Origin of the sequence: Pseudomonas sp. ATCC PTA-122608 (genome assembly GCF_001952855.1) — a bacterium.
In the GTDB taxonomy this organism is placed as follows: domain Bacteria; phylum Pseudomonadota; class Gammaproteobacteria; order Pseudomonadales; family Pseudomonadaceae; genus Aquipseudomonas.
Map to the genome: position 1 here is coordinate 24,090 of NZ_LPNO01000024.1, position 19,080 is coordinate 43,169.

The 19,080-nt window shown below is 61.0% G+C and carries 14 protein-coding genes and 1 pseudogene; 1 reads left to right on the forward strand and 14 read right to left on the reverse strand.

The annotated features are described in order from the left end of the window. Positions 1–21 precede the first annotated feature (21 nt). From iolB to iolC, 3 genes are all read right to left on the reverse strand, one after another. Complete coding sequence (gene iolB, locus AU074_RS20275) at positions 22–816, reverse strand: 5-deoxy-glucuronate isomerase (protein ID WP_076016231.1); 795 nt, start codon at positions 814–816, stop codon at positions 22–24. After that, positions 813–1,706: a myo-inosose-2 dehydratase gene (iolE, locus tag AU074_RS20280; RefSeq protein ID WP_076016232.1), complete on the reverse strand. Its 894-nt coding sequence runs from the start codon at positions 1,704–1,706 to the stop codon at positions 813–815. The genes iolB and iolE overlap by 4 nt, the downstream gene beginning before the upstream one ends. 156 nt (positions 1,707–1,862) lie before the next feature. Next, positions 1,863–3,800, reverse strand: a complete 1,938-nt coding sequence (gene iolC, locus AU074_RS20285; protein ID WP_076016233.1) for a 5-dehydro-2-deoxygluconokinase — start codon at positions 3,798–3,800, stop codon at positions 1,863–1,865. Between the two features lie 303 nt (positions 3,801–4,103). On the opposite strand from iolC, the gene AU074_RS20290 reads away from it, so the two are divergent. After that, the gene (locus tag AU074_RS20290) at positions 4,104–5,000 is read left to right on the forward strand and encodes a MurR/RpiR family transcriptional regulator (protein ID WP_076016234.1); all 897 of its coding nucleotides are present in this window, start codon (positions 4,104–4,106) and stop codon (positions 4,998–5,000) included. Between the two features lie 142 nt (positions 5,001–5,142). Here the strand turns inward: AU074_RS20290 and AU074_RS20295 are convergent, their stop codons facing one another. The 11 genes and pseudogenes from AU074_RS20295 to AU074_RS20340 all read right to left on the reverse strand — a co-directional run bounded on the left by AU074_RS20295 (position 5,143) and on the right by AU074_RS20340 (position 18,980). After that, on the reverse strand, positions 5,143–6,846 hold the full coding sequence (locus tag AU074_RS20295) for an AMP-binding protein (RefSeq protein WP_076016235.1): 1,704 nt from the start codon (positions 6,844–6,846) through the stop codon (positions 5,143–5,145). A gap of 31 nt (positions 6,847–6,877) precedes the next feature. Next, on the reverse strand, positions 6,878–8,176 hold the full coding sequence (locus AU074_RS20300; RefSeq protein WP_076016236.1) for an acetyl-CoA C-acetyltransferase: 1,299 nt from the start codon (positions 8,174–8,176) through the stop codon (positions 6,878–6,880). Then, the gene (locus AU074_RS20305) at positions 8,173–9,063 is read right to left on the reverse strand and encodes a MaoC/PaaZ C-terminal domain-containing protein (RefSeq protein ID WP_076016237.1); all 891 of its coding nucleotides are present in this window, start codon (positions 9,061–9,063) and stop codon (positions 8,173–8,175) included. The genes AU074_RS20300 and AU074_RS20305 overlap by 4 nt, the downstream gene beginning before the upstream one ends. A gap of 3 nt (positions 9,064–9,066) precedes the next feature. Next, a complete protein-coding gene (locus tag AU074_RS20310; protein ID WP_076016238.1) occupies positions 9,067–10,410 on the reverse strand; it encodes a 3-oxoacyl-ACP reductase in 1,344 nt (447 codons plus the stop codon). A gap of 23 nt (positions 10,411–10,433) precedes the next feature. Beyond that, positions 10,434–10,520: pseudogene (locus tag AU074_RS34915) on the reverse strand (outer membrane lipoprotein carrier protein LolA); the annotation flags it as partial. An 18-nt stretch (positions 10,521–10,538) separates the two neighbouring features. After that, entirely contained in the window at positions 10,539–13,076 is a 2,538-nt protein-coding gene (locus AU074_RS20315) for an acyl-CoA dehydrogenase (protein WP_076016239.1), read from the reverse strand. A 260-nt stretch (positions 13,077–13,336) separates the two neighbouring features. After that, positions 13,337–14,782, reverse strand: a complete 1,446-nt coding sequence (locus AU074_RS20320; protein ID WP_076016240.1) for an outer membrane protein transport protein — start codon at positions 14,780–14,782, stop codon at positions 13,337–13,339. Positions 14,783–15,125: 343 nt separating this feature from the next. Continuing rightward, complete coding sequence (gene praB / locus AU074_RS20325; protein WP_076016241.1) at positions 15,126–15,611, reverse strand: alkane oxidation protein activator PraB; 486 nt, start codon at positions 15,609–15,611, stop codon at positions 15,126–15,128. 131 nt (positions 15,612–15,742) lie between these two features. Further along, positions 15,743–16,237, reverse strand: coding sequence for an alkane oxidation protein activator PraA (gene praA, locus AU074_RS20330; RefSeq protein WP_017479886.1), 495 nt, complete (start codon positions 16,235–16,237; stop codon positions 15,743–15,745). A gap of 146 nt (positions 16,238–16,383) precedes the next feature. Then, the gene (locus AU074_RS20335; RefSeq protein ID WP_076016242.1) at positions 16,384–17,664 is read right to left on the reverse strand and encodes an alkane 1-monooxygenase; all 1,281 of its coding nucleotides are present in this window, start codon (positions 17,662–17,664) and stop codon (positions 16,384–16,386) included. Positions 17,665–17,981: 317 nt separating this feature from the next. After that, positions 17,982–18,980: an alpha/beta fold hydrolase gene (locus AU074_RS20340; protein WP_076016243.1), complete on the reverse strand. Its 999-nt coding sequence runs from the start codon at positions 18,978–18,980 to the stop codon at positions 17,982–17,984. Positions 18,981–19,080 lie beyond the last annotated feature (100 nt).

Below are 19,080 nucleotides of genomic sequence, written 5' to 3' on the forward strand. Positions count from 1 at the left end.
CTTGTTCTCCGTCGAAAGTGCTTAAAGATCCAGCAGCCAACTGTGCTGCGGGTCGTTATGGAAGTGCCAGGCGCGCTTGGGGCCGGCCATCACGTTCAGGTAGTAAGACTCGTAGCCATACGGGACGCTGACCGGGTGATACCCCTTGGGCACCACCACCAGATCGCTGTTTTCCACGGCCATGGCCTGGTCGATGCTGCGGTCGTCGGTGTAGACCCGCTGGAACACAAAGCCCTGGGGCGGGTTGATCTGGTGGTAATAGGTTTCTTCGAGAAAGCTCTGGTGCGGCAAGTCGTCGGTGTCGTGCTTGTGGGGCGGGTAGCTCGACGAGTGACCGGAGGGCGTGCGCACTTCCACTACCAGCAGCGAATGAGCGGGCTCGCTGTCGGGCAGGATGTCGCACACATAGCGGGTGTTGGCGCCCTTGCCGCGTACGCTGCGCTTGCATTGTTCGGGGCGAATCAGACGGGGTGCCAGGCCTGCATCGGTGGAGCCGGGAGCGGCGCAGACCGCAATTTGTACGTCGCTCAACGCGGTGACCTGGGCGTCGGTGCCCGGTGGCAAGTAGGCGGCGAAGGGGGATTTGTCTTCGAAGACCGAGTGGCGATCACCGAGGTTTTCCCAGTTGAAGCCTTCGCCCTGGATATTCACCCGGCCGCTGAGCAGTACCAGGCACAGCTCTTTATCACCGGCCGTCACCGGCAGGGTTTCGCCCAGGCTCAGGCGGTAGGCGGAGAAGCCCACATATTCCAGGCGCCCTTCTTCCAGGGCGACCATGGTTTGCCCGCGTTTGCTGCTTTTGACCAACAGGCTCATTGTCCAACCCTCTCATTGAGAAGCGCGCGCAGCGTGTCGTAGCCCTTCTTCGCATAGATGTAGCTCGGCGCCACGGCAGGGTCCTGTTCCGCTTCCACCACCAGCCAGCCTTGGTAGTTGGCGGCGAGCAGCACGTCCAGCAGTGCGGCGAAGTCGATATCACCGTCACCGGGCACGGTGAAGGTGCCGTTGACGATGCAGTCCGGGAAGCTCCACATCTGGTTGCGCGCCAGTTGCACTACCGGTTTGCGCACGTCCTTGAAGTGCACATGGCAGATGCGGTCGATGTGTTTGCGCAGCACCTCGATGGGTTCGCCGCCGCCCATGTAGCAATGGCCCGAGTCGAACAGCAGGCCGACTTCCGGGCCGGTGCGGCGCATCAGTTGGTCGATGTCTTCCGGGGATTCGACGTAGGCGCCCATATGGTGGTGGTACGCCAGGCGCACGCCCTGGGACAGGGTGAAGCGCGCCAGTTCGGTGAGTTTGTCGGCGTACTCCTGCCAGGCCTGTTCGCTGTGGAAACGCGGGCGTTCCATCAGGCGTACCGGCGAACCCTGGATCGAGTCGGCGACTTCGCCGTACACCAACACGTTGGCGCCGTTTTCGCGAAGCAGTTCGACGTGGCTGGCGATGGCCTCGATTTCTTCCGCCACCGAGCGCCGGGCCAGGCGGCTGGAGTACCAGCCGGAGACCAGTGCCAGGTCATACGGGCGCAACACATCGCCAACGCCCTTGGCGTCCTTGGGGAACTTGCCGTTGAGTTCGAAACCTTCGTAGCCGATGTCCTTGCCTTCGCTGAGGGCTGTGCTCAACGGCGTTTCGCCGCCCAGGGCCGGCAGGTCGTCGTTGCTCCAGGAGATCGGGTTGATGCCAATTCGGATAGCGGGCATGGCTGCACCTATTATTGTTTTTCAGATAACGTGAAATCGGGCTTTCTGTAGGAGCGAGCTTGCTCGCGAAAAACCTGAGGACGCCGCGTTCATCCAGAATGCCAGCGTCATCGTTAACGACCTTCGCGAGCAAGCTCGCTCCTACAGTGGAATCAATTAACCGCGGGCGCTGCGCCAGGCATTGATCAGCTGTTCGAATATGCCCTGGGCTTGTTGAATCAACCCCTCATCGTCAATCTCCCCCGCCAGCCAGGCACGGCTTGGCTCCTGGAAGATCGTGCGGCCCACGGCGAAACCGCGGCAGGTCTGGCTCTGGCTGGCTTGCTGGAAGCCATCGGCCAGGCATTCGGCGGAAGCGTTCAGGCCCAGCAGTACCACGCCCCGGCAGTAGGGATCGCGTTCCTGGATCAGTTCGTCGAGCTTTTTCCAGTCTGCGGCCGACTGCGCCTCGATCTTCCACCACGCCGGGTAGATACCCAGGTTGTACAGGCGCTTGAGGCTGCGGTAGAGCACGTCGGGATAGGTGGACGGATGATCCTTGGGCGGCACGATTTCCAGCAGCAACTCATGCCCGCTGACCAGGGACGCTTGATACAGGGCCTTGAGTTGAGCTTCCTGTTCCAGGCGCAGCAGCGGCTCGTCGTCGGGGTGGAATTGCACCAGGCACTTGATGATTTGCTCTTGGGGCCAGGCAATCAGGTTGCTGCCCACCGAGCGGCCGTGTTCAAAGGCCAGCGGTCGTGAGTTCTGGACTTCAACGGGACGGGCGATCCACCAGCCGCGACCGCTGGCGGCGTTCAGCGCGTCCTGGCCGAAGCGTTGATCGGCCAGAATCCCGACGTCAGCCTCGATGCCCTGCTCCGCCAGTTTGCTTTCAACCCGTTCCACGGCCTGGATAAACAGTTGCTTGAGGGCGCTGATGCGCACCGGGTCCTGGCCGCCTTTTTGGGCCAGTTCCACCAACTGCCAGCGATGATCGAAGGCAAACACAAACAGCTGCTTCCAGGCTTTGCGCGGCACGCTGACCCGGTGCAGGCGTTGCAGCACCGCGTCCTGGTCCGGACGGGTAATCGGCACCGGGCTGTTGAACAGGTAATCGAGCTCGGCGCGGGTCGGCATCGCCGGTGCGCAGGCATGGCGCGACACCACCAGGCCGCCGCAGGCATTGGCCAGCTGGGAGCAGCGCTCGTCGCTGGCGTCTTCAAGCCAGCCACTGAGGAAGCCGGACATAAAGGCATCACCGGCGCCCAGGACGTTGAGCACTTCCACCCGTACGCCAGGGTAGATCGCGCCATCTTCGAGGCGGGCCGGGATGTCGCCGTGGATCACCGTGCAGCCCTGCGGGCCAAGCTTGACCACCAGGGTTGCGCAAGTCAGGCCGCGCACCGTGCGCAGTGCAGTGAGCAAATCTTCACTGCCACCGGCAATCAGGAATTCTTCTTCGGTGCCGACGATCAGGTCAAAACGCGGGAGGATTTTCTGCACATGCTGGCTGACATTCTGGTCGGCGACAAAACGGGTTTCACCGTCGGCCTTACCGGCCAGGCCCCAGAGTACCGGGCGGTAGTCGATGTCGAGCACGCGTTTGACGTTGTGTTTCTCGGCGTAGTCCAGGGCCTGGACGCTGGCCTTGTACACGCCGTCGGTGGAGAAGTGAGTGCCGGTGATCAGCAGCGCCTTGCTGGAAGCGATGAACGCTTCGCTGATGTCTTCGGCGCGCAGGGCCATGTCGGCGCAGTTCTCGCGATAGAACACCAGGGGGAAGGTTTCGCGGTCCTTGAGGCCCAGCAGCACCAGGGCGGTGAGGCGTTCCGGGTCGACCTTGATGCCGCTGACATCGCAACCTTCACGGGCCAGGGACTCCAGCAGAAAACGCCCCATATGGTCGTCTCCTACCCGGCTCAACATCGCCGACTTGAGCCCCAGCCGCGCGGTGCCGAACGCGATGTTGGCGGAGGAACCGCCGAGGTACTTGGCGAAGCTTGAGACATCCTCCAGCCGTGCACCCACTTGTTGTGCGTAAAGGTCGACGCCCAGGCGTCCCAGGCAAATCAGATCCAATTGACGCCCACTGGCAAAACGAGTCTGGCCCATGCTGGCTCCTGTTATTTTTATCAGCCTGCGTGTGCCGTCGTGGTGGCGGCATACGCTCTTGGTGCAAGCAGACTAGAACGTCTGGCGACGCCAATCAATATTTATTCTATAAATATTTTTTGTGGAATATATTTTCCAATAAGCCACCATTGGCGTGTTCCAGCCACGGTGCATCGTTTCAGCTGCACCGAGGGCCAGGATGCCGAGGTATTTTTTTGCGCCTACCCTGTAGACTTGCGCACATCGACTTATTGTCTGGGGCGACTCAACGCGCCCTATAAGAACAAGCCAGAAGGATTCCCTATGTCCCAGAGCGCCCCGGAAGACGCACTCGCCAGCCCGCCGCTGAACGCCGAGCGGTTGTTGCAGCTGATCACAGATGAGTACGAGAGCCTGCCGCGCCAGCTCAAGCGCATCGCCAGCTACATGAGCCAGCAGAGCGACCGGATCATGGTCGACCGCATCAGCGACATCGCCCGTGAATGCGAAGTGCACCCGTCGGCCATCGTGCGGTTTTCCCAGCGTTTCGGGTTCAGTGGCTTCAGTGAGATGCAGGCGTTGTTCCGCGAGGCCTACACCCACAAGACCACGCCGGTGCAGAACTACCAGCAGCGCATCCGCAGCATGATCGCCAACAAGTCACAGAAAGCCAGCGGCGGCGACCTGGCGCGTGAGTGCGTGAATGCCACGCTGTCGGGGATCGAACGCCTGGGGCTGGAACTGGATGACGTGGCCTTCGACAAGGCCGTGGACCTGGTGGTGAATGCCGACAATATCTACGTGGTGGGCGTGCGCCGCTCGTTCGCCGTGGCGGATTACCTGGTGTACAACCTGCAGCACACCAACAAGCGGATTCATTTGGTGTCGGGGTTGGGCGGCAGTTACCGCGAGCAGATGCGCAGCGTACGGGCGAATGACCTGGTGATTGCCATCAGCTTTACGCCCTATGGCAAGGAAACCCAGCACTGCCTGCGGATTGCCCAGCACCATCAGGCCAAGACGCTGATTATCACCGACAGCAACCTGTCGCCCCTGGCCAAGCGGGCGAGCACGGTGTTGCTGGTGAATGAAGGCTCGTCGTTTGCGTTCAGGTCACTGAGCGCGACGCTGTGCCTGTGCCAGGCATTGTTTATTGCCGTGGCGTATCGGCTGGAATTGAAGGTCGATGAGATACATGAGCAGGTGGGATTCGACGACTGATGGCGTCCTTTCAGCCACCAAAGATCAAATGTGGGAGCGGGCTTGCTCGCGAATGCGGTGGATCAGTCGATGGAGATGTTGACTGACAGACCGCATTCGCGAGCAAGCTCGCTCCCACATTTTTGACGGCGTTCACTCGGGATTAGCGCAGTGCCCGGCGCAACACCTTGCCCACCGTCGTCTTGGGCAATTCTTGCGTACGAAACTCCACAAACCGCGGCACCTTGTACCCCGTCAGGTATTCCCGGCAATGCGCCAGAATCTGCTCCTGGGTCAAGCTTTGGTCCTTGCGCACCACGATGATTTTCACCCGTTCGCCGGTCACGCCATCCTCAACCCCGATCGCCGCCACTTCCGCCACGCCGGGATGCAGCGCCACTACGTCTTCGATCTCGTTGGGGTACACGTTAAACCCGGACACCAGGATCATGTCCTTCTTGCGATCCACCAGGCGGATGAAGCCCAGCTCATTCATTACCCCGATGTCGCCGGTGGACAACCACCCTTCGGCATCCAGCACCTCGGCGGTTTCCGCCGGGCGCTTCCAGTAACCCTGCATCACCTGCGGCCCGCGTACTTGCAGTTCGCCCTGCTCGCCCAGCTCCGCCAGTTCACCGTCCTCACGAACAAACCGCACCCAAGTCGACGGCAGCGGCACGCCGATGCTGCCGGTGAACTCCATCTCGCGCATGCGTGAGATGTCGATGGGGCTGATGCTCACTACCGGCGAGCACTCGGTGAGGCCGTAGCCTTCGATGATCGGCAAGCCGGTGACTTCCTTCCAGCGCTTGGCCACGGCAGTGTGGGTGGCCATGCCGCCGGCAATCACCATGCGCAAATCGGAAAAGTCCCGGGCGCAGAACTCCTTGTTTTCCAGCAGGCCATTGAACAGCGTGTTCACCCCGGCAATCCCGTTGAAACGCTCCTTGCGCAGGATCATCTGCACCCGTTTCACGTCCCGCGGGTTGGCGATCAGGATGTTGCGCCCGCCCAGGCACATGAACATCAAGCAGTTCACCGTCAGGGAAAAGATGTGGTAGAGCGGCAGCAGCGTGACGTTGGTTTCCTGCTGGTTCTGGTCGAGTTGATCACCGACCCACGCCTTGGCCTGCAACAGGTTGGCGATAATATTGCGATGGCTGAGCATCACGCCCTTGGCATCGCCGGTGGTGCCGCCGGTGTATTGCAGGAAGGCCAGGTCTTCACGATTCATCGGCACCGCGAGATGGGTCTGCCCGCGTCCCTGCTTCAGCACCTGGTTGAAGCGCACCGCCCCCGGCAGGTTGAAGCGCGGAACCTGCTTCTGCACGCTGCGCAGGATGAAGTTCATCGCCGCGCCCTTGAAGGTGCCGAGCAGATCGCCGATGGCGGCAATCACCACACGCTTGACGGTACTGGCCGCGACCACTTTCTCTAAGGTGTGGGCGAAGTTTTCGAAGATCACAAGGGTCTCCGCTCCGCTGTCCTTGAGCAAATGCTGCAGCTCTCGGGCGGTGTAGAGCGGGTTGACGTTGACCACCACGGCGCCCGCGAGGATCGTGCCCAGCAGGCAGATCGGGTATTGCAAGCAGTTGGGCATCATCAGCGCCACCCGATCGCCCTTCTTCACGCCCTGGGCTTGCAGCCACGCGGCAAAGGCGATGCCCTGTACTTCCCAGTCGGCGTAGGTCATCTCGGTGCCGATGCTGACGTAGGCCACGCGCTCGCGAAATTTGTGCAGGTGCTCCAGGAACACCTCGCGCAACGACGGGTATTCCTCGATGCCTGCATCAATGTCTGCCGGTACGCCGGGCAGGTAAGCGTTCAACCAGAGGCGTTCGGTCTGTTCCAGGCTTACAGCGTTCATGGCAGTCTCCTTGTTGTTTTTATGGTGGGAACTACTTTTCGACGATAGCGGTAATGCCCAGCCCGCCCGCCGCGCAGATCGAAATCAAGCCTCGGCCGCCGCCCCGCTGGTGAATAGCCTTGGCCAGTGCCGCGAGCTGCCGGCCACCAGTGGCAGCGAACGGGTGACCGCAGCCGAGGGAGCCGCCGTTGACGTTCATTTTGGCGCGGTCGATGCTGCCCAGCGGCGCGTCGAAGCCCAGGCGGTTGCGGCAGTAATCCGGGTCTTCCCAGGCCTTGAGGGTGCACAGCACCTGGGCGGCGAAGGCTTCATGGATCTCGAACAGGTCGAAGTCGGCAAACGTCAGGCCTTCGCGCTTGAGCATGCGTGGCACGGCGTAGGCCGGGGCCATCAGCAGGCCTTCGGTACCGTCGACGAAATTCACTGCTGCGGTTTCGCCGGTTCTTAAATAGGCCAAAACCGGCAAGCCGCGTTCGGCGGCCCATTCCTCGCTGGCCAGCAACACCACTGAGGCGCCATCGGTCAGGGGCGTGGAGTTACCGGCGGTGAGTGTGCCGTTCTGGCGGTCGTAGGCTGGGGACAGGCCGGCGAGTTTCTCCAGGCTGGTGTCGGCCCGCAGGTTGTTGTCCCGGGCCAGGCCGCGATACGGGCTGATCAAATCATCGAAGAAACCCTGCTTGTACGCCGCGTCCAACCGCTGGTGGCTGGTGAGGGTCAGTTCGTCCTGGGCCAGGCGCTTGATCTGCCAACGCTTGGCCATTTCTTCACAGTGTTCACCCATGGACAGGCCAGTACGCGGCTCGCCATTGCGTGGCAACAGCGGCTTGAAGAACATCGACGGGCGCACGCTCATCAGTGCCTTCAACTTGGCGCCGGTACCCTTGGCGCGGTTGGCTGAAAGCAAGGTCCGGCGCAGGGACTCGTTGATGCCGATGGGCGCATCGGACGTCGTGTCGGAACCACCGGCAATGCCCACTTCGATCTGCCCAAGGGCGATCTTGTTCGCCACCAGTAACGCGGCCTCCAGGCCGGTGCCACAGGCTTGTTGCAGGTCGTACGCCGGGGTTTCCGGAGACAGCGTGGTGGACAGCAGGCTTTCCCGGGCCAGGTTGAAATCCCGGGAATGCTTGATCACCGCACCGGCGGCAAACTCGCCCAGGCGCAGGCCTTGAAGGTTGTAGCGATCCACCAGGCCTTGCAGGGCAGCGACCAGCAAATCCTGGTTGCTGTCATGGGCATACACGGTATTGGAACGAGCGAACGGAATACGGTTGCCGCCGATAATCGCCACGCGGCGGGTCGGGGCCGGGTTGAAGCTGTAGTCACTCATCGAGGGTTCTCATTCCAGATAAACAGCCCACGCATATGGGGTTTGTCACCGGCGAAATTGCGCACTTCAAACTCACGACGCGCGCCGGTTGGCGGGACGTTCCACAAGGCGACCTGGCCGGGCAGGAAGATCGGCAACTTGAAGTCGCAGTGGGCTTCGGCCTGCTCCAACCCACCCGGCGGTTGCTGGGCGGCCAGTGCGCGGCCAAGGGTCCACATGCCGTGGGCGATGGCCCGGCGAAAGCCGAAGAGTTTGGCGCCGATCACCGAGGTATGAATCGGATTGAAATCCCCCGAGACCTTGGCGAAACGCCGCCCGAGGTCGGCCGGCAGCACCCAGCGTTGGGTGCGTAGCAAACCTTCCTCCTGCAACGACAGCACATCGCCCCACGGTTCGCCGACCGGGGCTTTTACGTCACGGCGCAGGTACAGGCTGTCGCTCTCCCACACCAGGGTACCCGCACTGTAGGCGCGGGTGGCGATGCTAAGGGCCTGGCCCTTGGGATGGGCGACCCAGCGCTCGCAATACACCTCCAGCCGCAGGGCCTGGCCCGCGTCCAGGCGTTGATGCTGACGGATGCGATTGGCCAAATGCACCATGCCGCTGGCCGGGTACGGGAAGCTCGGCCGGGTCAGCAGCATCAGGTGCAGCGGGAACGCCAGCACATGGGGATAGGACAGCGGCACGCCTTGCTCACGGCGGAAACCGCAGGCGCGACCGTAGGCCGCAATCCCCTGGGCAGACAGCTCAACGGCCGACCGTACCAAGCGGTCTTTCGGTAACGTCGGCGTACCTTCCACCTTGGGTTTGCGCAGGGCCAATACCCCGTCCAGCAACAGCCGCGAGCGTGATGGCGGCGGGTCAATAATCTGCGTTACATAGTCCATAGGTCAGGCTCCCAACAGGCTTTGGCCGCAGACCCGCACCACCTGGCCATTGACCCCGCCGGAAGCCGGATGCGCCAGCCAGGCAATGGTTTCTGCCACGTCGATGGGTTGCCCGCCCTGAGACATGGAATTCATCCGCCGCCCCGCTTCGCGAATCATCAGCGGGATCTTCGCGGTCATCTGGGTTTCGATAAAACCGGGAGCCACCGCATTCACGGTCACTTGCTGCGCCGCCGCCTGAGGTGCCAGACCTTGCACCAGACCGATCACACCGGCTTTGGACGTGGCGTAGTTGCTTTGCCCGAGGTTGCCCGCAATGCCGGAAATCGACGAGACACACACGATCCGCCCACCGGGGTTCAGGCCCTGGTTTTCCAGCAATGCGGTACTCAGGTGCAGCGGCGCTTCCAGGTTCACCGCCAGTACGCTGCGCCACGCCGCTTCGGTCATCTTGGCGATGGTCTTGTCGCGGGTGATCCCGGCGTTGTGCACCACCACGTCGAATGCGCCGTGTTGGCTTATATGGGCTTGCAGTTGCTGCGCGGCGTCGGTGGCGGTGATGTCCAGCGCCAGTGCGCTGCCACCGACACTGCTGGCCGCCTGTTGCAGGGATTCCTGGGCCTGGGGCACATCCACGCAGACCACCTGCGCGCCGTCACGGGCCAGCACCTGGGCGATTGCCAGGCCAATGCCACGGGACGCGCCGGTGACCAAGGCACGGCGGCCGCTGAGAGGTTTGTCCCAGTTGATGTCGGCTTGGGTGTCGACTGGTTTCTCAAGGCGCACCACCTGCCCCGAGACATAGGCCGAGCGCCGCGACAGGAAGAACCGCAGGCTGCTTTCAAGCGCGCCTTCGGCACCTGGGGCGACGTAGATCAACTGCACGGTGATTGCCCGGCGCAGCTCCTTGGCCAGTGAGCGCACCAGGCCTTCGAGGGCGCGTTGGGCGATGGCCTGGGGCAAGTCCTTGCACAACTCCGGCGCGGTGCCGAGCACCACCACCCGGGCGTGTTGGCCCAGGCGTTTGGCGTTGGCATGGAAGAATGCGTAGAGCTCGTCCAGTTGCTTGAGGTCGGCGATGTCGCTGGCGTCGAACACCGCGCCCTGGACTTTGACTGTAGAAGGCGCCTTGAGGGTCGCTGCGGTGGCGGGCACCGTGTCGGTGGCGCTGAAGATGCGCTGGATCTCAGCAGTCAGGCGCCCTGCCCCGGCGACGATCACCGGGTTGGCCAGGCCTTGTTGGCCGCTGCGATGACGTTGCAGCGCCAGGGGTTGCGGCAGGCCCGCGGTTCGGGCCAGCCAGCGGCCCCAAGGCGAATTGACGAATGAGAGGTAGCTGTCACTCATAAAAGGATCCTGTCGTAATTCTCTGTAGGAGCGAGCTTGCTCGCGAAAAACCGGAGAGCGCCGTTGGGTGTCAGGTTTCCCGCGTTATCGTTAACGACCTTCGCGAGCAAGCTCGCTCCTACAGTGGGTCAGTTGACCGGCGCGTTTTCGCTTTGGTTGGCGCGGCGTTTGGCGGTCGGTTTGGCGGCCTGTTCCAGTGCCTGTTGGCGCTGTTGCAAGGCTTCCAGCAAGCCGAAGTCTTGCGGGAAGTCGTCCACCTGGATCGCGTGATCGCCGTATTCCACATAACGCGCCAGCAAGCTGTCTTCGTCGTCGCTGATCAGGTCCAGCGCCCGTGCCTTGACCCGCCACGGGGTAAACGCAGTACCGGAAATCGGCATCGGTTCGATCAGGCCTTGCTTGATCGCACCCTTAAGCCGCGCCTCAATCAGTTCCACTTGTGGCAACAGACGGAAGCCCAGTTCGCCATACGCAAGCTTGTCGATTTCCGGACGCGGAATGTAGGAATTGCCCAGCAAGCGGTCGCGGGTTTCCCCCGGCACTTGCACCAATTCCGCCACTTGCGCCAGCAGGCGATCCGACGGTTTGCGCAGTGGAATACCAAACGGGAAGGTCAAGCCACGCACCACCACCGCTGCGGCTTTCGACGGATAGTTGTCGAGCACTTCAGCCAGGGCTTCATGGGCCCGCAGCAACGCGTCCTGGGCCGCCCAATGCACCAGCGGCAAATCTGCCTGGGGCCGGCCATCATCTTCAAAGCGCTTGAGCACGCAGGACAGGATGTACAGCTGGGACAGAATGTCTCCCAGCCGCCCGGTGATACTTTCCTTGCGCTTGAGGGCACCGCCCAGCACGCCCATGGAAATGTCCGAGATCAACGCCAGTACCACCGACAACCGATTGGCCTGGCGGTAGTAGGACGCCAGCGCGGGATCGGTTTTGCCGGGCACGGAAATCAACCGCCCGCCCGTCAGCGAATGCACCGCAGCACGTACGGTATTGGCCAGCACAAAGCTCAGATGGCCGAACATCGCGCTGTCGAAATCCACCAGGGCCTTGCGCCGGTCGGTGTTGCGCGCCGCTTCCATCTCACGGAACACATAGGGATGGCAACGAATCAGGCCCTGGCCGTAGATGATCAGGCAGCGGGTCATTATGTTCGCGCCTTCCACCGTTATGGCGATGGGGCTTTGCTGGTAAGCCCGGGCGAGAAAGTTGTTGGGCCCCATGCAGATGCCCTTGCCGGCCACAATGTCCATGCCGTCGTTGACGATGATCCGCGCCCGCTCGGTAACGTGGTATTTGGCGATGGCCGAGATCACCGACGGCTTTTCACCGGCATCCAGCGACGCCACCGAGACCTTGCGCACAGCGTCGCAGGCATACAGATGCCCGGCCATGCGTGCCAGGGGCGCTTGCACGCCTTCGAACTTGCCGATGGGCAGGCCGAATTGTTTGCGCATCGCCGCATAAGCGGTGGTGCCGCGTACGGCCACCTTGCCCAGGCCGACGTTGGCCGACGGCAGCGAAATCGCCCGGCCAGCCGCCAGGCATTCCATCAACATGCGCCAGCCATTGCCGACTTGTTCGCGGCCACCGATTACCCATTCCAGCGGAATAAATACATCCTTGCCGGTGGTTGGGCCGTTCTGGAACACGGCGTTGAGTGGCCAGTGACGCCGGCCGCTGTTCACGCCCGGATGGGAAGTCGGGATCAGCGCACAGGTGATGCCCAGGGAGCCGGGCTGGCCGAGCAAACCGTCTGGGTCTTCGGCACGGAATGCCAGGCCGAGCACGGTGGCGATTGGGCCGAGGGTGATGTAGCGCTTATCCCAGGTCACGCGGAAACCCAGCACTTCCTCACCTTCGTGCAGGCCTTTGCAGACGATGCCCAGGTCTGGAATTGCCCCGGCGTCAGAGCCGGCATACGGGCTGGTCAGGGCGAAACACGGGATGTCTTCGCCACGGGCCAGGCGTGGCAGGTAATAGTTGCGCTGGGCGTCAGTGCCATAGTGCAGCAGCAGTTCTGCCGGGCCCAGGGAGTTGGGCACCATCACCGAAATCGCCGCCGCCGAGCAACGGGTCGAGAGCTTCATCACCACTTGCGAATGCGCATAGTGGGAGAAGCCTTTGCCGCCATATTGCTTGGGAATGATTATGCCGAGGAAGCCGGCATCCTTGGTGTACTGCCAGCCTTCGGGGGACATGTCTTGCCAGACCTGGGTGGTTTCCCAGTCGTTGGACATGTCGCACAGGGTCTCCACTTCGTTGTCGAGGAAGGCCTGTTCTTCAGCGCTGAGGCTCGCCGGTGCGGCTTGCAGCAGGCGCTCCCAGCGCGGTTTGCCGCTGAACAGCTCGGCGTCCCACCACACGGTGCCGGATTCGATGGCAGCGCGCTCGGTGTCGGACATCGCCGGCATGATGCTGCGGAAAAGGCCCAGGGCCTTGCTGGTCAACAGCGCACGGCGCAGGGGTTTGATCGTCAGCAGCAACGCGGGCAATACCACCAGCAACGCCACCACGCTGGCGCCGAAACCGGCCACCACGCTGAACAGGTAACCGACCGCCAGCCAGACCAGGCCGGCACCCAGCCAGAAGGTGGCAGCGGCTTGTCGATACGCCAGGGCAATCGCTGCTGCGAGTCCCGCCAATAACCAGATAACCATGGGGATACCTCTACTCAATTCAGGGTACGGCAAACGCCCGGGCAGATCGGAATGACCTGTGACGTAAAGCCACACTACAAACTTGAAAAGATAAATTCAAATTTTGTTTTGAAATTTTTATTTAATGTTTTAACGAAAAAATAGCGGCTGAACAAAGTCAGCCTTGCAGGTTAAGCGCAAGGAATCGAAATCGGACGACAGCGTGGAGCCGGGCAGCAAGATGCGCTGGCTGCCCTTCTCCACGACTGCCCTCGACAACCTTAGAACTTATAGGTTGCCGACAAGCTGACCACATCCCCTGAGGATTCAGCCTCGCCATCCAACTGCGCCCCACCGAGACGATCAACGTTCTTGGTCTTCAGGTTGACCTTCTGCACGAATTGGTGCGAGTACGCGGCATCCACCGACAGGCCAGGAACCGCCTTGATGTCATAACCGGCACCAAAGGCCAGGAAGTAACGGTCACCGTCCGGGATTCGCGGGTCACGGGTGGAGTTGCGGGTAGGTGTCTGGTCGTAAGCCACACCAGCGCGCAGGGTGAGTTCGTCGGTGGCTTTGTAGTCGCCGCCAATCGAGGTCATCCAGGCGTTTTTGTAGTTGTAGGGAATGGCAACAATGGTGGTGCCTTGGGACTTGAGCGTCAGGTCCTGGAAGGAAGACCATTCAGTCCAGGTGGCACTCACCCCCAACGTCCAGCGGTCGTTGAACTGGTGAACCCAGTCAATCGACGCGGTCGCCGGGATATCCAGTTGGGTACTGGCGTGGGCACCGTCCGGGAACAGCTTGAGACCCGGGTAGGCGATTTCAACCAGGGTTTCGCCGTTTGGACCGATCGGATTGGTCATCGCGTTACGGCCGATGGCATCGGTGTAGATATTGTATTTGCCGGTCATCTTGTTTTTGATCTTGGCGTGATAGTTCAAGCCAAGTGTGTCTTGCAGCGTCGGCTTCCAAACCACGCCACCAAACCAGCCCACAGAGATGTTATCGACTTTCACACGCATCAGGGAATGCCCCAGCCCCGTGGGGAAACCCGAGCCTCCCAGCCCAGGAGAAACATCCGCAGCGGCCAGCAAATCAATGTTCTGGCTAACAAACCCTTGACTGCGCTGGACGATGGCACCACCACCGACCGAGAACTGATCATTCACCTTGAACGACAGGGAGCCGGTCAGACCAATGGTCTCGATTTTGGTATCGACCGCGAAATCCCGCAGTTTTGAATCTTCGTTCCAGGTGGTTTTCATACCCTGCGGTACGACTTGGCTGAGACCAAAGGCGAAACGGTCGCCCATGGGAATCACCAGAAAGCCGGTTGGCAGCCAAGCAGTGAAGCCGCCTTGCCCGCCATTATTATTGTTAAGGGCCGGGTCGCCTGTATTGCCCAGGTCATCCAGTACGGGCGTATTGGTCACCGGGTTGCCCGCGTAGTCATAGGCCTGGCCGCTGTATTTGATCTTGACCCGAGCGTAGTCAACGGTCTGTTGCGCGATGGTTGAATCGATAAAGGCCATGGCTGCCGGGTTGTTGTACGCGGCACTGGGGTCATTTTTGAACAGTGAACCGCCACCAAACGCACGACCCCATCCAGGCGCGCCGTAGGTCGGTGTGGAGAACCCACCCGCCTGGACTTGCCCCGCGGTCATCAAGCCCCCCAACAGGGCCAGTCCCAGTAACGTGTGAGCGTGTTGTTTCTTATTGTTCATGCGGCACTCCTTATTATTATTTACACCCGGCCCCTGCCGGTGGGTCGTATAACCACAGAACGTCTTTCAAAGAACGCCTGTCCTGGAACGGTGTATCGGTATTCAGGGATTGCGGGTGAGCGAACCGGTCAGCGTGGCGTTCAACGACACCAGGGTGCAGTGGCCATTCATGGCTTGACGGGTTGCGCTCAACACGTGGGTCCTGTTCTCCCCGACGGACTCAGACCACAGGTCATCGGGGCTTGAAAGTATCCAACCGGCTCCACCGGTGGTTTCCCCAACCGGTGCCTCACACAAGGCACCGGTCTTTGAACGGGGTGATCAGCCCTTTACGGAGTCGCGCTTACGGGTTAACGGTCAGCGTTGGGGCAACAACACTCAGCGAAACCACGGTGCAGTTGCCGGTCAGCGCCTGATTGGCTGCCGAAAGCGTTTTGGTGCCTGGCGTCCAGGTCACAGCGATGGTGGTTGGGCCGCAGTTGGTGGCCGGGATCGAGGTGATCTTGTAGCCGACGTTGGTGACGCTACCGGTGGTACCCGTTGCAGCCGTCAGTACCCAAGGCAGGTTGGTCAGTGTTGGCAGGCCACACAGACCGCCACCGGTCAGGGATGCACCGTTGATCGAGGCCACGCCACCGCTAACGTTGCCGGTAAAGGTGATGCCGCAGGTCACGGCTGCACCGAAGGACGAAGGCGACTTCACGACGATGGTGCCGGCGCTGGTCGAGAACGGACCATCCGGTGAGATGGAGGCCGCACTTGCCATGGAAGCTGCGCCGAAGCACATTGCGAAAGAAGTTGCACAAACGAGGGTTTTCAAGCTTTTCATTGTTTTTCCTCACATGTTATGGCGAGTCGTTTCGCCAGGGGTAATGGCCATGATCGAGAGGTCACGGTGAATCTGCAGAACTTCCCTTTCCAGCCAAATTTCAATTCAATTACCGCTACAACGCCTAACTGTTACTCAACAACTTTGAAAGTCGGCGGCATCTTGATCGACACCGTTTTAATCGTGCAGTCTTCGCCGATAGGCACATTGGCAGCCTCTAACTTGCCGGTGGCGTTATCCCACGTGCCATCGGCGGTAGAAGGTCCGCATTTACCGCCCAAACCAAAGGCGTGCACATCGACGGCGATCTTCGACATCGAGCCGCTCTTGGTATCTTTCGCCACCAATACCCACGGCAAGTTGATCGCTTCCACCCGGCTGCACTTGAGGCCGCCGTCGAACTCGACTTTATCGACGTTGACCGACGAGCCATCCGCCGCCACCTTGCCGGCGACCTTGATGGTGCAGTCCGCGCTGATCAGCGCGCCCTTGGAAAAGCTGATGGGGCCCTGAGCAGTAAACGCGCTGCCGGCGGGTTCGATACGGGCGGCCTGGGCCTGGTGGTAAACGATCAGGCCCAGGGCGGCCAATACAATGTGCGTGGTGAACTTGGCAGGATTTTGCATGGTGTACGTCCTTCCCTTAATTTTATTTTTGTTCGGGTCAAACAACTTTCTTGCAACTAAGCCGTACTCGAAACCGGTAAAGCCTGGGCGATGAAAACCTGCGCGATACACAGATCCCGAGTACGTCCTACGACTGACCGCTTACGTTAGAAGGGTTTGGTGGTGTTGCTGTACTTCTCCATGTACTTCAAACGTTGTGAAGGTTGAAGATTGGTCAGGGTAATATCCCCGGCATAATGATTAAGGACTCGGTGGTCCATGCGTCGTCGCCACAAGTACGGCACGTAAGCCCAGACAATCATGCTGGCATAGCCGTATGGCAGTTGCGGCGATTCATCAAAGTGACGCAGGGATTGATAACTTCTGGTTGGATTGGCGTGATGGTCGGAGTGCCGCTGCAGTTGGAACAGAAAGATATTGGTCACAATCCGATTGCTGTTCCACGAATGCCGGGGCGAGCAGCGTTCATAACGCCCGTTCGGCAACTTCTGGCGCTTCAGGCCGTAGTGTTCAACGTAGTTCACCACTTCCAGCAGCGAGAAGCCGTAGATGCCCTGGATGATCAGGAACGGAATCACTGCCGCACCGAGCCAGGCGATCATCGCGCCCCACAACACCACGCTGTACATCCAGGCGCTGAGCACGGCGTTCTTCCAGTGCCAGGCCGGCAGGCCGAGTTTGCGCAGGCGTTCACGTTCCAGGTTCCATGCCGAGCGGGCGCTGAACCAGACCGAGCGCGGCAGGAAGGCCCAGAAGCTCTCCCCCAACCGCGAACTGGCCGGATCTTCCGGGGTGGCAACGCGTACGTGGTGGCCACGGTTGTGTTCGGTATAGAAGTGCCCGTAGAAAGTCGGTGCCAGGGTGATCTTGGCCAGGATGACTTCCAGCAGGCGCGGTTTGTGCCCCAGCTCATGGGCGGTGTTGATGGCGATGCCGGTGGCGGCGCCAGTGGACATCGCCATGCCCAGGTAGGTGAACCAGCTGATTTCGCCGTGCAGTTGGGTGCGGGCCGTGATGTATGCGGCAGTTTTAGCCAGCCAGCTCGACGGGTCCAGCGCAGCGGTGGCGTGCAGCAGACCGCCGCTGATGATCCAGTCGATCCCGCCTGCCGCCAGCCACCCGGTGACCAGCACCGAGGCGATGACAAACAGCACGCCGGTGTAGACGATCCAGCGGTAGTAGCTTTGGGATTCGAGGTTGCTGACGGCGGATTCCGGCGGGTTGCTGACATCTTCACCCAGCAGGCCGTCGATCAATGGGATCAGGCCGAAGATCACCAGAACGCCAACCCACCACAGTTGTTGCACACCGGTGGTGATGGCCAGGGTGCCTGAGAGCAAGGGGGTTGCCAGGGGCATGATGCCGAGCCACCACAGGTGGCGCTTGGCGTCGGTCCAGACGTTCGGGGCGGCCAGGGTCTGATTCATGGCAACCTCCGTACGAGGCAGGTAGGCAGGGAGCAAAAATCAACACTGAACAGGTACACGGAGCGATGACTGCTCCGAGAATTCAACCATGCGATAAAAGGCGTTTTTTTCATTATTTTATTCGCTCTTAGGCATTTCAAAAATTATTTCAAATTAGACATTGAAATATTTTTTTAAATAAATAGCGCGGAATCGTTAGGTCGTCAACTAAATTCTTGAACCCTTATGAACGTGACCGGGCAGTCTCTTTTTCAGCCGATTGGTCAGGTGTCTAGGGCAAGCATTGACGGGGTCGAACCGCGAGTTCAGTCGCACAATTATTTACTCACCACGGCAAACGACGGATGCACCACCGTGGCGCTTTCCGGGGGCCGGACACGCTTGGCCACCTGCTCGACCACGGCCGCCACACGCTCTGTAGCGGTAATCGGCAGCATATGCCCACGCCCTTCCACCAACTGCAGCTTCAGGCCCGGCACCAGGCTGGCCAGGGCCTGGCCGTGCTTGCGGAAGTTCAACACCTTGTCTTGCGCGCCATAGATCAGCCCGATGGGCAGCGTCAGTCGCGGGTAGCGCTTGACCATGTCCGGCAGGAACTCGTTGACCAGGTTGATCTCGGTGGAGGCGGCATAGAAGTTGTCGGGGCGCATGCCCAGCAAGCCACCGCCGCGAGTGGCGAAGTCTTCCGGGGCGGGGTCGGGGGCGAACACGCCTTTGACCACCGAGCCTTTGGTCAGCAGGCCGATGGGCAGGGTCAGGGTGTGCGACATAAAGCGTCGCAGCCATCCCGGACGTATCGCCAACGACATAAACACCAGCGGCAGCAAGCGCTGGGGATGGGTGAGCGGCGCCACCAGGATCAATCCGGACACCGCGTGGGGATGGTCCAGCGCCAGGGCCAGGGAAATCGCCCCGCCAAGGGAATGCCCCAGCACCAGCGGTTTATCCAGGTCCAGGGTCTTGATAAAGCTGGCGACTTGCCGGGCCTGGCCAGGCAGGTCGGCGGCCGTCCCGGCACGCCGGGTGGAATAGCCCGAACCCGGACGATCCAGGGTGATCACCCGAAAGTGCTCACGTAACTGGGCAGACAAGGCATACGTCAGGTTGCGACTGCTGCCCATCAGCCCGTGGATCATCACCAACGGCGGGCCCTTGCCCTCGTCTACATAATGAAAGCGCTCGCCGTTGATCTCCAGAAAGCGCCCGTTGATCGGAACAGCGGCTTCTATTCGCCGTGTCATCCGGGCACTGAAGCCCCACAACACTACGCTTAACCCTACAAACACACCCGCAGCGACAACCCACTCGACAGCCATAGCTCGGTCCTCTGCATCCCTGCGTTGCTGGCGGCCCGACCGGTATTGGTCAAGACCTCAGCCATCGTCCACACCCTGGACCTAACTGCGTGCGTAAAAG

Coding starts and splice junctions, on each gene's coding strand:
- iolB (WP_076016231.1), bottom strand. CDS start 816: ATGAGCCTGTTGGTCAAAAGCAGCAAACGCGGGCAAACCATGGTCGCC.
- iolE (WP_076016232.1), bottom strand. CDS start 1,706: ATGCCCGCTATCCGAATTGGCATCAACCCGATCTCCTGGAGCAACGAC.
- iolC (WP_076016233.1), bottom strand. CDS start 3,800: ATGGGCCAGACTCGTTTTGCCAGTGGGCGTCAATTGGATCTGATTTGC.
- AU074_RS20290 (WP_076016234.1), top strand. CDS start 4,104: ATGTCCCAGAGCGCCCCGGAAGACGCACTCGCCAGCCCGCCGCTGAAC.
- AU074_RS20295 (WP_076016235.1), bottom strand. CDS start 6,846: ATGAACGCTGTAAGCCTGGAACAGACCGAACGCCTCTGGTTGAACGCT.
- AU074_RS20300 (WP_076016236.1), bottom strand. CDS start 8,176: ATGAGTGACTACAGCTTCAACCCGGCCCCGACCCGCCGCGTGGCGATT.
- AU074_RS20305 (WP_076016237.1), bottom strand. CDS start 9,063: ATGGACTATGTAACGCAGATTATTGACCCGCCGCCATCACGCTCGCGG.
- AU074_RS20310 (WP_076016238.1), bottom strand. CDS start 10,410: ATGAGTGACAGCTACCTCTCATTCGTCAATTCGCCTTGGGGCCGCTGG.
- AU074_RS20315 (WP_076016239.1), bottom strand. CDS start 13,076: ATGGTTATCTGGTTATTGGCGGGACTCGCAGCAGCGATTGCCCTGGCG.
- AU074_RS20320 (WP_076016240.1), bottom strand. CDS start 14,782: ATGAACAATAAGAAACAACACGCTCACACGTTACTGGGACTGGCCCTG.
- praB (WP_076016241.1), bottom strand. CDS start 15,611: ATGAAAAGCTTGAAAACCCTCGTTTGTGCAACTTCTTTCGCAATGTGC.
- praA (WP_017479886.1), bottom strand. CDS start 16,237: ATGCAAAATCCTGCCAAGTTCACCACGCACATTGTATTGGCCGCCCTG.
- AU074_RS20335 (WP_076016242.1), bottom strand. CDS start 17,664: ATGAATCAGACCCTGGCCGCCCCGAACGTCTGGACCGACGCCAAGCGC.
- AU074_RS20340 (WP_076016243.1), bottom strand. CDS start 18,980: ATGGCTGTCGAGTGGGTTGTCGCTGCGGGTGTGTTTGTAGGGTTAAGC.